At 67.8% G+C, this 12,744-nt stretch carries 13 protein-coding genes; 8 read left to right on the top strand and 5 right to left on the bottom strand.

Annotation, left to right across the window (positions count from 1 at the left end; translation table 11 throughout):
- Positions 1–89: 89 nt before the first annotated feature.
- A complete protein-coding gene (locus ABFX36_RS03685) occupies positions 90–344 on the bottom strand; it encodes a WhiB family transcriptional regulator (protein WP_006895533.1) in 255 nt (84 codons plus the stop codon).
- Positions 345–596: 252 nt separating this feature from the next.
- Positions 597–1,544: a diacylglycerol/lipid kinase family protein gene (locus ABFX36_RS03680; protein ID WP_006895532.1), complete on the bottom strand. Its 948-nt coding sequence runs from the start codon at positions 1,542–1,544 to the stop codon at positions 597–599.
- A 67-nt stretch (positions 1,545–1,611) separates the two neighbouring features.
- On the opposite strand from ABFX36_RS03680, the gene ABFX36_RS03675 reads away from it, so the two are divergent.
- From ABFX36_RS03675 to ABFX36_RS03665, 3 genes are all read left to right on the top strand, one after another.
- Positions 1,612–2,037, top strand: a complete 426-nt coding sequence (locus ABFX36_RS03675; RefSeq protein WP_039867043.1) for a hypothetical protein — start codon at positions 1,612–1,614, stop codon at positions 2,035–2,037.
- 65 nt (positions 2,038–2,102) lie between these two features.
- On the top strand, positions 2,103–2,894 hold the full coding sequence (locus ABFX36_RS03670; RefSeq protein ID WP_039867080.1) for a ParA family protein: 792 nt from the start codon (positions 2,103–2,105) through the stop codon (positions 2,892–2,894).
- 116 nt (positions 2,895–3,010) lie between these two features.
- Positions 3,011–4,627 (top strand): HNH endonuclease signature motif containing protein, encoded by a 1,617-nt coding sequence (locus ABFX36_RS03665; RefSeq protein WP_346074964.1) that lies wholly within the window; start codon positions 3,011–3,013, stop codon positions 4,625–4,627.
- Here the strand turns inward: ABFX36_RS03665 and ABFX36_RS03660 are convergent.
- Both ABFX36_RS03660 and ABFX36_RS03655 read right to left on the bottom strand, forming a co-directional pair.
- Positions 4,521–5,780, bottom strand: coding sequence for an Rv3212 family protein (locus ABFX36_RS03660; protein ID WP_062368010.1), 1,260 nt, complete (start codon positions 5,778–5,780; stop codon positions 4,521–4,523). The two genes, ABFX36_RS03665 and ABFX36_RS03660, sit on opposite strands and share 107 nt — an antisense overlap.
- A 35-nt stretch (positions 5,781–5,815) precedes the next feature.
- Positions 5,816–7,426, bottom strand: coding sequence for a DEAD/DEAH box helicase (locus tag ABFX36_RS03655; protein ID WP_006895522.1), 1,611 nt, complete (start codon positions 7,424–7,426; stop codon positions 5,816–5,818).
- A gap of 231 nt (positions 7,427–7,657) precedes the next feature.
- On the opposite strand from ABFX36_RS03655, the gene ABFX36_RS03650 reads away from it, so the two are divergent.
- The 3 genes from ABFX36_RS03650 to acmB are packed head-to-tail and all read left to right on the top strand — an operon-like array spanning position 7,658 to position 9,745.
- Positions 7,658–8,302, top strand: a complete 645-nt coding sequence (locus tag ABFX36_RS03650) for a ferritin-like fold-containing protein (protein ID WP_006895521.1) — start codon at positions 7,658–7,660, stop codon at positions 8,300–8,302.
- A gap of 19 nt (positions 8,303–8,321) precedes the next feature.
- Positions 8,322–8,555 carry a DUF3107 domain-containing protein gene (locus tag ABFX36_RS03645; RefSeq protein ID WP_045539973.1) on the top strand — a complete coding sequence of 78 codons (234 nt, stop codon included), beginning with the start codon at positions 8,322–8,324 and terminating at the stop codon, positions 8,553–8,555.
- A gap of 5 nt (positions 8,556–8,560) precedes the next feature.
- Positions 8,561–9,745 carry a methyl acetate hydrolase AcmB gene (gene acmB, locus ABFX36_RS03640; RefSeq protein ID WP_062368009.1) on the top strand — a complete coding sequence of 395 codons (1,185 nt, stop codon included), beginning with the start codon at positions 8,561–8,563 and terminating at the stop codon, positions 9,743–9,745.
- 22 nt (positions 9,746–9,767) lie between these two features.
- Here the strand turns inward: acmB and fasR are convergent, their stop codons facing one another.
- Positions 9,768–10,418: an HTH-type transcriptional activator FasR gene (gene fasR / locus ABFX36_RS03635; protein ID WP_006895518.1), complete on the bottom strand. Its 651-nt coding sequence runs from the start codon at positions 10,416–10,418 to the stop codon at positions 9,768–9,770.
- A 98-nt stretch (positions 10,419–10,516) separates the two neighbouring features.
- Here fasR and ABFX36_RS03630 point away from each other — a divergent pair, with 98 nt between their 5' ends.
- A complete protein-coding gene (locus ABFX36_RS03630; RefSeq protein WP_045539968.1) occupies positions 10,517–11,503 on the top strand; it encodes a DUF3152 domain-containing protein in 987 nt (328 codons plus the stop codon).
- A gap of 60 nt (positions 11,504–11,563) precedes the next feature.
- The gene (gene moeZ / locus ABFX36_RS03625; protein WP_346074958.1) at positions 11,564–12,739 is read left to right on the top strand and encodes an adenylyltransferase/sulfurtransferase MoeZ; all 1,176 of its coding nucleotides are present in this window, start codon (positions 11,564–11,566) and stop codon (positions 12,737–12,739) included.
- Positions 12,740–12,744 lie beyond the last annotated feature (5 nt).

The raw sequence follows: 12,744 nt of genomic DNA, 5'->3' as shown, positions 1-12,744 counted from the left end.
GAGGACCGACCTCCACTGAGGACATGGACGCGACCACGAAGGGAGCCCCCGGTCTCGGACCGGGGGCTCCCTTCGTGAACTGGGTCGCGTCAGACGGCGCTGCGGGCGCGGGTACGCGCGTTGCGGCGCTTGAGCGCGCGACGCTCGTCCTCGCTCATGCCGCCCCAGACGCCGGCGTCCTGACCGGTCTCAAGGGCCCATGCCAGGCACTCAGCGGTCACCGGGCAGCGCTGGCAGACCAGCTTCGCATCAGCAACCTGGGCGATCGCCGGGCCCGACGTGCCGACCGGAAAGAACAGCTCCGGATCCTCGTCACGACAAATAGCCTTGTGGCGCCAGTCCATTACGTACTCCTTCTAAACCTGCGGCGTTGTCGCGCACGCATGCGTGATCGTCAAAATTCGACTTGGGCTGCAATACCGAATTCACCTGGCTTGGGGCGCAGGACGTCGCTTGGCAGGGGGTGGGTGATTGCGTCAACAACTGTTGTACTACTGTGCATCGCCGCTTGGCTATAGCTGCGCGGCGAATGCCGGATAGATCACAACAGGTTGGCAAGCGGCCCAACACGTGCTTACCGGCCAGTAGCGCAGGGGTTAACCGGCCTTCTGCGCCGCCACCACATCCAGTACTGCGCGACGGTAGCCGAACTCCATCTTGTCGTAAACGCCCAGGTAGTCGCCGTCCATCTGGACGTCGGCCGGCTCGGGTGAAGTGAATCGGACCCATTCCACATCGTCGTCGCGATACAGATGGTGAGCCCTGGGTTCGGTGCCGGCCAGGAGGCGAGCGCCGAGCACCACATTCCGTGCCACGGAGACCGACGTGGCGGCGAAGATGCCGAGTCCGTGGTCGAAGTCGGTGTGTGGATTCGTCCGGATCTCCCGGGTGCCGAAGTAGGTCCACGGGCCGGTATTGCTGACGAAGCCGAACCGCACGCCGTCGATCGCGGGGCGTCCGGGGACTTCGACGGTGAACGTCGGGGGAGTGATGGAGGGTTTCACGAACGAACTGACCGTGGTCCGGAAGTAGCGACCCGCGGTCGCCTTCTTGCCCTTGTGTCGCAGTTCCTCCATCCGGCGGACGACGATCGCGTCCATGCCCATACCGGCGTTGAAGAGGAACCAGCGGTTGAGTGTGTGGCCGAGGCTGATCGAGCGGCGTTCGCCGCGGTCGAGTATCGCCATGAGTTGCGCGGTCGCGGTCAAGGGGTCACGGTCGATCCCGAGGGCCCGCGCGAAGACGTTGGCGCTTCCTCCGGGAACGACGCCCAGAGCCGGCAGGCTCGAAGGAGGGCGGGACAAGGAGTCCGGGGAGCCGAGGATGCCGTTGGCCGCCTCGTTCACCGAGCCGTCGCCGCCGTGCACCACCACCGCGTCGTAGCCTTCGGCGGCCGCGCGCGCCCCGAGTTCTCCGGCGTGGCCGCGATGTGTGGTGTGTTCCACATCGACGTGATATCGGGAATCGAGAGTGTTGGCCAGCGCGTCACGTCCCTCAGCAGTCGTGAAGGTGGCGAACGGATTGGTGATGAGCATGACGCGCACGAGGCATCACACTATCGGGCACGAGCCCGATTCACGAGTCGGGGGTGCTCGGCCATACCCTGGAGTAGTGAGCAGTTCTGATCCCATCCGCCGAGTTCCCGGCGTCCCGAGCACCCTCCGCTGGGCGGGCTACGTGACGGCGGTCCAGGGTGCACTGGGTCTCATCGTCGCGGTGGTCCTTGTGATTCGCGAGATGGCAGGGCACCACGAGGCCGCGATCAGCGGGTACGGCACCGCCGCGTGGTTCGCGGCGATCGGCGGCGGCGTCTTCGCGGGAGGCCTCGCCCTGACTCGCGGACGGCGCTGGGGTCGCGGGGTCTCGTTGATGGCGCAGATTCTGCTGTTGCCGGTGGCCTACACCCTCATCACCGGCAGCGGACTTCCCCTCATCGGGGTGCCGGTCGCGATCGTCGCGCTGGCGGTCCTCGTGCTGCTCTTCGCGCCGGCGTCGCTCACCTGGCTGAATGCGGACGATCTGCCGCCGGACGCGTGAGCCGGACGTGTGACCCGGACGCCTGATCCCGGTGGTATGAGGGACGCCACCGTATGGTGGTGGCCATGACGCGCACCCTTGCCATCGCGAATCAGAAAGGTGGAGTGGCGAAGACCACCACCACCGCGTCGATCGGCGCCGCCCTGGCCGACGAGGACGTCTCGGTTCTCGTGGTCGATCTCGATCCCCAGGGCTGCCTCACTTTCTCGCTGGGGCACGACCCGGATCAGCTGACCAAGTCGGTGCACGACGTGCTGATCGGCGCCGAGGACATCGCCGACGTTCTGCTCGATACCGACGACAATGTGACCTTGTTGCCCGCCACCATCGACCTCGCCGGTGCCGAAGCGCTGCTGTTGATGCGGCCGGGCCGCGAATACGCGCTGAAACGGGCCTTGGCGGAGGTGGCGCAGGATTACGACGTGGTGCTCATCGACTGCCCGCCGTCGCTGGGGGTTCTGACGCTCAACGGACTCACCGCTGCCGACGAGGTGGTGGTCCCGCTGCAATGTGAGACGCTCGCGCACCGCGGCGTCGGACAGTTGCTGCGTACCGTCACTGAAGTTCAGCAGATCACCAATCCGGACCTCAAGATGCTCGGTGCGGTCGCGACCCTGTTCGATGCCCGGACCACCCACAGTCGCGACGTGCTGTCGGACGTCTCGGACCGCTATGCGCTGCCTGTGCTGGACCCGCCGATCCCGCGGACCGTCCGCTTCGCCGAGGCCTCGGCCTCCGGTGCGTCAGTGATGCGCGGGCGGAAGAACAAGGGTGCCACCGCGTACCGCGACCTCGCCGACAACCTTTGGCAGTCGTGGAATGGTGCCGACGTCCGGACGTATGAGTTGGAGATCTAGCGAGGCGAACTGTCGGTCGATTGGTTCGGGAGTTCTGTCAGACCCCCTTGGTAGTGTTCGGATAGGTCAAGAAAACATGGTGTGACCAGCTGAAACACTCGGGGGAGGTGGCGGCGATGAGCGATTCGATCACTGATTCGGTCGCGACTGTCGTTGCCACAGGTGCGCTGCCGGACCAGCCCGCGGAGTTGTTGGCGTTGATCGATGCCGCGGCGGTCAAACTCGCCGAGACCTCGCTGTCGCCGGAGACCGAACCGGAACTGCTGGCGCACACGCAGACCGCCGAACGCATTCGGCGACGCTGGGACGGCGTCTCCGCGGCGCTGCTGGTGGAGGTCTCCGACCGCAACGCGCACCGCACCGCCGGCTATCTGAATCCGCATCAGTACCTCTCACAGGGCTTGCGGCTGGGAACCCGGGAGGCGGGTCGGCGGTTGCGGATGGCTGAGGCGATCGGCGAGTTCTCGAACTTTCAAGGGCAGACGCTGCCTCCCCGGAAGCCGGCGACCGCCGCCGCGGTCGCGGCCGGGACTGTCGGCGCCGAACACGCGTTGGTGATCTCGGCCGTTTTGGCGAAAGTGCCCGGCTGCATCTCGCCGGAGGTCAAAGCCCGTGCGGAGGCCGAACTCGCTCAGGCTGCCGTCGGGTTGAATCCGGATGATCTGGGCAAGGTCGGTGACCGCCTGCTCGCTCACCTGGACCCCGACGGGCAGGAGAGCGATCACGTCGACCGGCAACGCCGACGCGGAATCACCATCCTCCCGCAAGACCGACAACTCATGAGCAAAGTCCGCGGCGCCATGACCCCGGAACTACGCGCCAAGTTCGAAGTCATCCTCACCGCCTGGGCCGCACCCGGCATGAACAACCCCGCCGACCCCGACTCCCCGACTGGAACCATTGACGCCGAGAGCATCGACGTTGAGGTTCTGGCGGCGGCGCGGGGTCGGGATCTGCGCAGTGCCGCTCAGCGCACGCATGATGCGTTGCTGGCGTTGTGTGATTACGTTCTCGCCCACGGCGGACTCGGTGCACCGAGTCGGATACCGGCGGAGTTGGTCATCACCGTTACCGATCAAGAACTCGCCGCCCACGCCGGAATCGCCCTGACTGCCACCGGCACCCGGGTGCCGATCGGCGAACTCGTCCGGCTCGCCGCCGACGCCGTGCCGCACCTGGCGGTCTTCCGGAATCACACCAGCGAAGTCCTCTACCAAGGCCGCGGTGCGCGGTGTGCGAGTAAGGCGCAGCGGTTGGCGTTGTTCGCCCGCGACCGCGGCTGCGCCGCACCCGGCTGCGACCGCCCCTTCGCCCAAACTCAAGCCCATCACGCACCGGACTGGGTCACCCCGGCCGGGCGCACCGACATCGATGCTCTCGGCGCCGCGTGCGGGCGCCACAACCGCGCCGTCGGCACCAAACGCGGACAGTGGGAGACCATCATCCTCCCGGATGGGCCCGATGCCGGACGCATGGCCTGGCGACCAGCCACCACCGAACACCCCTGGCGCCTGAACCCCATCCACCACGCCGGACAACCGAAGAATCGGCACCCGCCGGACTCAGATGGAAGACGGTCGTCGCGTCCCGCAATTCGCAGTGCAGAGGACAGCGGCCCTGTCACACTCAGCGCAATGCGACGACCTGCGTGCCCCGCTGCTCGAGGATCGTATCGCCGAGCACGCGCAGCGCCACCGGTCCGACCACCTGACCGCGATCCACCGGAATGCTGAACTCCTCGTGGCCGTCGAACACGCGGCGCACGCTGATGGCCCCGGGCATCGGCACCAGCAGTTGCCCCGCCATCACCGCCCCGGGTCCGATGGCATCTGTCACCTGGAACATCGGGTTTCCATTCGAGGCGTCCAGTACCACGGTGGCCTTGCCGGTCCAGAACGAGACGACACCCTGATCGATGATCGGATCGCTCCGCTCGGGAACCTGGGCGTCACCGGCCACCGGGTGTTCGCTTCGGCTCTCGGCTTGCGGTGTGAATAGGCGCAGACGCGGTCCCTGCGGGGCGCCGACGGAACCGGACGGGTCGGCGCCGCCGTCGTAGACCACGATCGTGGAATCGGTCGCCGCCACCACTCGGGGAGCGGGACCCGCAGCCGATGTGGTGATCAGGGTCGAACCCCACTGGCGGATCTTCTCGTCGCTGGTCAGATTCGAACTGAGCACCGTCAGCCGATAGCCGGGATCGTCATCGCATCGCTCCACGATCGCCACCCGATCCGCACCGGAGACCGCAGAGTACAGCCGGCAATGCGTCCGGTCGGGCGCCACGTCGGGGTTCACCGGTGCCGTGACACGCCCGTACTCGATCCCGCGCACCAGATTCGAACCCCACGTCTCGAGGCGCGTCGGGCCGTACAGGAGGGCGTAGCCGGTATCGATGGAGAGGTGGACGGTGTCGTCGGCGTCACTGGTGCGGGCGGCGTGACGAGCACCGTCGGAACCTCGCAACGATGTGACCTCGCTGCAACCCCGGCTGTTCCGGTACACCGCGAGCACGTCGTTGTCGCCGCCGGTCCATCCCGCGGCCGCTGCGCACAGCGGCAGATTCCGCCGGTAGCTCCAGAGGTCGGTTCCGTCGCTCAGCCGATGCGCGACCACCGTGCCGCCGGACGCGGTCACCAGGGAGTCGCGGGTGATCTGCGGGACCGTGGTGACGTCCGACTGCGCGGACCAACGGACCGAGACCTCGCGCGGAACATTCTCAGCCGGCAGCTGGACCGGGGCGGGTGTCGTCGCGGTCACCGACTCGGTATGGCGGGCGGGGCTGGTCCACCAGACGGCGACACCCGCCGCGACCACGATCGCCGCGATCAACGCGGTCACGATGAGGTCGGTGCGGGTGCGCCGTTCGGGTTTGATCCGTCCCATTCTCGCGAGGGTATGCGAAAAGCGTCCGGGCGGAGCTACTCGGCCGCTGCCGCGGGCGCTGCGTCGCGCGAAGCGCCGTCACTGCCCTCACCGGACTTCGCACCACCGCTGCGACGACGACGGCGGCGGCGCGGCCGCTTGGCCTCACCATCGGCCTCCGGCTGCTCGGTCGAGGCGGTGGGACTCTTCTCCGCCTGCTCGGCGTCGTCCGCCGATGATGCGGTCGTGGCGCCCTCGGCGCCGGCGGGCTTGCCGCCCCTGGTACGGCGCCGCTCACGCTTGGGACGATCGGCGCGCGGCGCGCGCGGCTCCCGCCGTTCGTCGGACGAACGCTCCGGGGCGCCGATACGGCCGTTGGCGTCCGCGGGGATGCCCAGATCCTCGCGCAGATGCTCGGAGGTGGAGTAGGTCTCCGCCGGGTCGGGCATGCCGAGGCCGAGCGCCTTGTCGATCAGCTCCCAGCGATGCAGCTCGTCCCAGTCCACAAGGGTGATCGCGATGCCGGTGCGCCCGGCGCGCCCGGTGCGTCCGATGCGATGCACGTAGGTCTTGTCGTCGTCCGGGCACTGGTAGTTGATGACATGGGTGACGTCATCGACGTCGATGCCGCGCGCCGCGACATCGGTGGCCACCAGTACGTCGATCTTGCCGTCACGGAACTTGTTCAGCGCCTTCTCACGGGCCACCTGGCCGAGGTCGCCGTGCACCGCGCCCACCGAGAAGCCACGCTCGGCGAGGTCGTCGGCCACCTTCTGCGCTGTGCGCTTGGTGCGGGTGAAGATCATCGTCGCGCCACGGCCCTCCGCCTGCAGCACGCGGGCCACCAGTTCGGCCTTGTCCATTGCGTGGGCGCGGTAGACGTACTGGGTGGTCCGCTCATGCACCGCGGAGTCGTTCGCGTGCTCGGCGCGGATATGTGTCGGGCGGTTCAGGAAGGTCCGCGCCAGGGTGACGATCGGACCCGGCATGGTGGCCGAGAACAGCATCGTCTGCCGGTCGGTGGGCAGGGCTCCCATGATCCGCTCGATGTCCGGAAGGAAGCCGAGGTCGAGCATCTCGTCGGCCTCGTCGAGCACGAGCACTCCGACCTTGCCGAGGACGAGGTGTCCCTGCTGCGCGAGGTCGAGGAGGCGTCCCGGCGTGCCCACGACGACGTCGACGCCGGCCTGGAGTTCGGCGATCTGCTGCTCGTAGGGGCGGCCGCCGTAGATCGACGTGATCTTCATCGGGCGAACGGTGCCGTTCGAGAGCGTGACGTCGACGCCCTTGGCGGCGGTCTCGAGGTCTTCGGTGACCTGGACGCAGAGTTCGCGGGTCGGCACGATGACGAGGGCGCGCGGAGTGTTGTCGAGTGCGCGCAGGCCGGTCGCCTCGGCGTTGGCGAGCCGGTGCATCAGCGGGATGCCGAACCCGTAGGTCTTGCCCATGCCGGTGCGCGCCTGACCGATCAGATCGGAGCCGGCCAGCGCCAGCGGCAGGGTGAGTTCCTGGATCGCGAAGGTACGGGTCTTGCCGTCGGCCTCGAGGGCGGCGACGATCGCGGGGTCGACGCCGAGTTCGGCGAAGGTCGGGGCGGTGTGCTCCTCGTCGACGATCGTCGTCTGGACGTCGTCGGTGGCTTCGCCCACCGTGGGATCAATGGTCATATGCAGTTCAAGCCTCTCGCGGGTGTTCGCGCACGCACACAAGAGAGGCCACGGGGTCCTGATCGTTAGTCCGGACCCTCGGCGGCCGGGCCCGGAGGCCCTTCGCAGGTGCGCGCTCAATGTCCGACGGGCCGCTCGAAGTGGCCGCGCGGTGCCCATGAACGTGCATTCGGCGAGCGGAACGGCGACTCGTCTGTCTCCGAGTGTACCGCCTTGCATACTCTGACTTGCATGTCGAACAACGCAGCGGCCATTCGCAAGCTCTACGAAGTCCTTCTCGCGGGCGAGTTCGCCGCGTGCTATCGCCTGATCGAAGAGTCCGCGATGGCGCCGACGACTGCCGACCGCATCGCAATCGCGCGACTGATCGCGGCCGAGATGGGCCACTTCGAGGTGTTGGCCGAGCAGATCCGCTCCGACGGCGGCGCACCCGAGGAAGCAGTGGCCGCGCACGCCCGGGTGTTCGACGAGTATCACCGCGTGACGACACCGACGTCGTGGCTCGAGGTGCTGGTCAAGATGCACGTCGGTGACGGTCTGGCCGCCGACTTCTACGCCGAGATGGCCGATGTGATGCCCGAAGAGGTGCGTCCGACGATGAAATCGGTGATGGCCGAGACCGGTTCGTCACAGTTCGCCGTCGACCAGGTGCGGGCGGCGGTCGCCGCCGATCCGGCCGTGGCGTCGCCGCTGGCGCTGTGGGGCCGTCGATTGCTGGGTGAGGCGATCACGCACATGCAGTGGGTTCTCGCCGAGGAGGAAGACGTGATGGCGCTGCTCTTCGAAGGTGATGCGACGCTTGCCAACGCCGCCGCTTTCTTCGACAACATGGCGGCTCGCCACGGGCAGCGCATGGCCGAGCTGTCGCTGGCGTGACGAGTAGGATTCCGGAGTTATGAGCGTTGAAGTCAAGATCGGTATCGAGAACAGCCCGCGCGAGTTGGCATTCACCTGCCCGGACAAGGCCGATGACGTGTACGCGGCCGCCGACCGCGCGCTGAGCGGAACCGACGCCGTGCTGTCGCTGACCGACGACAAGGGATCGCGCGTGCTGGTCCCGGCAGCCAAGATCGCCTACGTGGAGGTCGGCAGCGCCGAGAACCGACGGGTCGGCTTCGGGGCGGCCTGAGCTCGATGAGCGGAGTCGACTCCGACCGACTCAGGGCGTTGCTCGACGATGCGGTGACCGGTCCGGACTCCGACCGGGTGCCGGGCGTCGTCGCCTCGGTGACCGACGCGAGGGAGACGGTCTTCACCGGCGCGGCGGGGAGCACGAGCGTCGCCGACGACCGCCCGATGACGGCCGACACGGTCGTCGCCCTGTACTCGGCTAGCAAGCCGCTGACCGGCACGGCCGTGCTGCAGTGCGTCGAGGAGGGGCTGATCGACCTCGACGCGCCGGCTGCGCAGTACGTGCCGGAGATCGCCGAGATCGGCGTGCTGGACGGTTTCGAGCCCGACGGGAGTCCGCGGATCCGTTCGGCAGCGACGCCGGTCACCACTCGGATGCTGCTGCTCCACACGGCCGGATTCGCCTATCCGTTCTTCGACGAGAACTACCGCTCCCTGGTGCGGCAGGGCCATTACCCGGATGTGGTGACGGCGACGCGTGCGTCACTGATGACGCCGCTGCTGTTCGACCCGGGTACGCGCTGGAACTACGGATCGAACATGGACTGGGCCGGGCTCGTGGTCGAAGCAGTACGCGGCGCACGGCTGGGGGAGGTTCTCGCTGAGCGGGTCTTCGCCCCGCTGGGCATGGACGATTCGGGATTCCTGCTCACCGATGCCATGCAGGAGCGCCGCGCCGCCGTGCATCTGCGCAGGCCGGACGGTTCGCTCAAAGCCACCGGCATCGTCATGCCGCAGAACCCCGAGGTCCAGATGGGTGGTCAGGGCCTGTACTCCACAGTTCCGGACTACATCCGATTCCTCCGCATGTGGCTGCGCGGCGGGGCGGGCGACGGTGGGCGCGTGCTCCGCAGCGACACTGTCGAGTGGGCGGCTCGCAACGGTCTCGCCGAGGGGCAGCGGGTCACGGCGTTGCGGGGCGTCGACCCGGTGATCACGCACGACGCCGAGTTCTTCCCGGGTCTGCCGAAGTCGTGGGCCTACACGTTCATGGTGAACGACGACGCTGCGCCGACGGGCCGGAGTGCGGGTTCACTCGCCTGGGCCGGCCTGGCCAACCTGTACTTCTGGATCGATCGGTCCGCGGACATCGCCGGGATGTGGGCCTGTCAAGTACTGCCGTTCGCAGACCCCGCCGCCCTGCGCCACGCTCTCGACTTCGAGAGCGCCGTCTACCGGTCCGTGTAGACGGACCGGTTCTCGGAAGTTCTCAGTCGTCGCCCGGAGTCTGGCGGGGAATGCCGGCCAGACCGCCCCAGAGCAGCGCCGCGGTGATCTCCACCGCGCTGGCCTTGTCGATGGGGCGGCTCGCGTCCACCCAGTACCGAGCGTTCACGACACTCGCACCGACCAGTCCCGCGGCGAGCATCCGGGACCGGTACGGATCCATCCCCGAATCCTGCATGACGAGACCGTGGACGGCGTCGACGCAGGCCTCGGTGGCGCCTTCCACACGCCGGATCACGGCCGGGTCCATGGCGTCGGAGGCGAAGATGAGGCGGTATCCGGAGTTGTCGTCGTCGATGAAGTCGAAGAAGGCCTCGACAGCCGCGAGGACACGACGGCGGTTGTCGACGGTGGTCAGCAGCGCCCGGTTCACGTCGGCGACGAGCTTCTCCGCGTGCGAATCGACCACGGCGATGTAGAGGTCGAGCTTCGACGGGAAGTGCTGGTACAGGACCGGCTTGCTCACACCGGCGTGAATCGCGATCTCATCCATTCCGGCGGAGTGATAGCCGCGCTCGACGAAGATCTCACTGGCGGCGTCGAGAAGCTGGCGGCGGCGTGCACTTCGCGGAAGGCGCGTGCTCGAGCGCCCGGCTGCGGCCGGAGCCGACGTCTGGGAACTGGGAGACGACATCCCCAAAGGATACTCGGAGCGCTTCAGATCACACTCATCCGGATCGCGGCCGAGGGTGGATGCGAGGTGAGAGGGGGCATCTATGAGAAAGTTGTGGCGTGACCGGTACACCAGACAACGGGGCGCAGCGTCCCCGCCGCCCGCGGCCCGACCAGCCGCTGCGTGCCCGCTGGGATCCGATCTCCGACAGCGGACGGTCGCGCTCCGAGCGGGTGGAGCGGCGCAAGCGCAGCACCCTGGGGCGGTTCGTCAGCACATACGGCTGGCGCGCCTACGCCATTCCGGTGCTGGCCGTACTCACCGTGGTGCTGCTTGTGATGACCGTCCGCAACGACGGCGACACCGCGGTCGACAAGACCGCCGCTACCGGTGACGACGTACGCAACACCCACGTGCAGGACGAGACGACGCCGATCGGCGCCCCGACCGGGCAGATCCAGGAGGCGGCGCTGCCCGCCGGCGCCCTGCCCGGAGGCGGTCCGTTCACGCGCAAGGGAGACGAGGTCTACCGCGTGGTGCGCGGCACCGGCGACAAGCTGGGCACGGCCAAGCAGGTCTACACGTACACGGTCGAGGCGGAGAAGGGACTGTCGCCGCAGGACTACGGCGGCGACCAGGCCTTCGCGAAACTCGTCGACACGACGCTGGCGAACAAGAAGAGCTGGATCGGTGACGGCCGCGTCTCCTTCCGCCGCATCGACACCGGCGAGCCGGACCTACGGATCTCGCTCACGTCGACCGACACCGCCCGCGAACTGTGTGGATATCAGATCAAGCTGGAGACCTCGTGCTTCTATCCGCCCGACAAGCGCGTGGTGATCAACGAGGCGCGGTGGGTGCGCGGCGCGCAGGCCTTCCAGGGCGACGATCTGACGTACCGCCAGTACCTCATCAACCACGAGACCGGTCACGGCATCGGATATGAGAAGCACCAGCCGTGCAAGGAGAACGGTGCGCTCGCGCCGATCATGATGCAGCAGACCTTCGGTACCGCGAATGCGCAGATCATGGCGCTCGACCCGGACATGGAGGCCGACCGTACGCTGGTCTGCAAACCGAACGCCTGGCCCTTCCCCGCGAACTGACCACCGCCCGCTGACGGGATGGCTGGAACGTATTCGGGATCGGAGACGGAGGTCTGAAGAATGTCGCCCTTGCCGCCACTGGTGGAACCGGCAGCCGAACTGAGCCGGGACGAGGTCGCGCGCTACAGCAGGCACCTCATCATCCCGGACGTCGGCGTCACCGGGCAGAAGCGGCTGAAGAACGCCAAGGTGCTGGTGATGGGCGCGGGTGGGCTGGGGTCTCCGACTCTGCTCTACCTCGCGGCGGCCGGAGTCGGCACCATCGGCATCGTCGACTTCGACGTGGTCGACACGTCCAATCTGCAGCGCCAGATCATTCACGGGCTGGGAGACGTCGGCCGACTCAAGACCGAGAGCGCGCGCGACTCGATCGCCGAACTGAACCCGTTCGTCGACGTCCGGCTGCACAACCGGCGGCTGGAGGCGAAGGACGCGGTCGACCTGTTCTCGGAGTACGACCTGATCCTCGACGGCACCGACAACTTCGCGACGCGATATCTGGTGAACGACGCCGCGCTGCTGGCCGGGAAGCCCTACGTGTGGGGATCGATCTACCGGTTCCAGGGGCAGGTGTCGGTGTTCTGGGAGAACGCTCCCGACGGTCGCGGCGTCAACTATCGCGACCTCTATCCGCAGGCGCCGCCCCCGGGCTCGGTGCCGTCCTGCGCCGAAGGCGGCGTTCTCGGAGTGCTGTGCGCGTCGATCGGCTCGATCATGGCGACCGAGGCGGTGAAATTGATCTGCGGCATCGGTGAACCGCTGCTCGGCAGGCTGATGGTGTACGACGCGCTCGAGATGACCTACCGGACCGTGCGCCTCCGCAAGGATCCGCAGGGACGGCCGGTGACCGCACTGATCGACTACGACGAGTTCTGCGGCGTGGTGACCGACGAGGCCGCTGCGGCGGCCGCCGGGTCCACCCTCACCCCGGCGCAGGTCGACGCGGCGCTGCGTTCGGAGGCGCCGCCCGCGCTGATCGACGTCCGCGAGCCGGTGGAGTTCGAGATCAATCGCATCGCGGGCGCACAGCTGATCCCGAAGGGAGAGATTGTGTCGGGACGTGCAATTGGAGACCTGCCGCACGATCGGCCGATCGTGCTGTATTGCAAGACCGGAATCCGATCGGCGGAGGCGCTCGCCGCACTCAAGAGATCCGGGTTCGACGACGCCGCACACCTGCAGGGCGGCATCGTGGCGTGGGCCGCGCAGATCGATCCGACCATGCCGGTCTACTGAGCGCG

The organism is Gordonia cholesterolivorans, from assembly GCF_039531975.1.
GTDB classification, from domain to species: Bacteria; Actinomycetota; Actinomycetes; order Mycobacteriales; family Mycobacteriaceae; genus Gordonia; species Gordonia sihwensis.
The sequence above is the reverse complement of the archived record's forward strand: the minus strand, read 5'-3'. Positions and strand labels throughout refer to the sequence as shown.

What these genes read in the sequence shown, in the direction of transcription:
- ABFX36_RS03685 (WP_006895533.1), bottom strand. Translation starts at nt 344, where the DNA reads ATGGACTGGCGCCACAAGGCTATTTGTCGTGACGAGGATCCGGAGCTG.
- ABFX36_RS03670 (WP_039867080.1), top strand. Translation starts at nt 2,103, where the DNA reads ATGACGCGCACCCTTGCCATCGCGAATCAGAAAGGTGGAGTGGCGAAG.
- ABFX36_RS03665 (WP_346074964.1), top strand. Translation starts at nt 3,011, where the DNA reads ATGAGCGATTCGATCACTGATTCGGTCGCGACTGTCGTTGCCACAGGT.
- ABFX36_RS03660 (WP_062368010.1), bottom strand. Translation starts at nt 5,780, where the DNA reads ATGGGACGGATCAAACCCGAACGGCGCACCCGCACCGACCTCATCGTG.
- ABFX36_RS03655 (WP_006895522.1), bottom strand. Translation starts at nt 7,426, where the DNA reads ATGACCATTGATCCCACGGTGGGCGAAGCCACCGACGACGTCCAGACG.
- ABFX36_RS03650 (WP_006895521.1), top strand. Translation starts at nt 7,658, where the DNA reads ATGTCGAACAACGCAGCGGCCATTCGCAAGCTCTACGAAGTCCTTCTC.
- ABFX36_RS03645 (WP_045539973.1), top strand. Translation starts at nt 8,322, where the DNA reads ATGAGCGTTGAAGTCAAGATCGGTATCGAGAACAGCCCGCGCGAGTTG.
- acmB (WP_062368009.1), top strand. Translation starts at nt 8,561, where the DNA reads ATGAGCGGAGTCGACTCCGACCGACTCAGGGCGTTGCTCGACGATGCG.
- fasR (WP_006895518.1), bottom strand. Translation starts at nt 10,418, where the DNA reads ATGTCGTCTCCCAGTTCCCAGACGTCGGCTCCGGCCGCAGCCGGGCGC.
- moeZ (WP_346074958.1), top strand. Translation starts at nt 11,564, where the DNA reads ATGTCGCCCTTGCCGCCACTGGTGGAACCGGCAGCCGAACTGAGCCGG.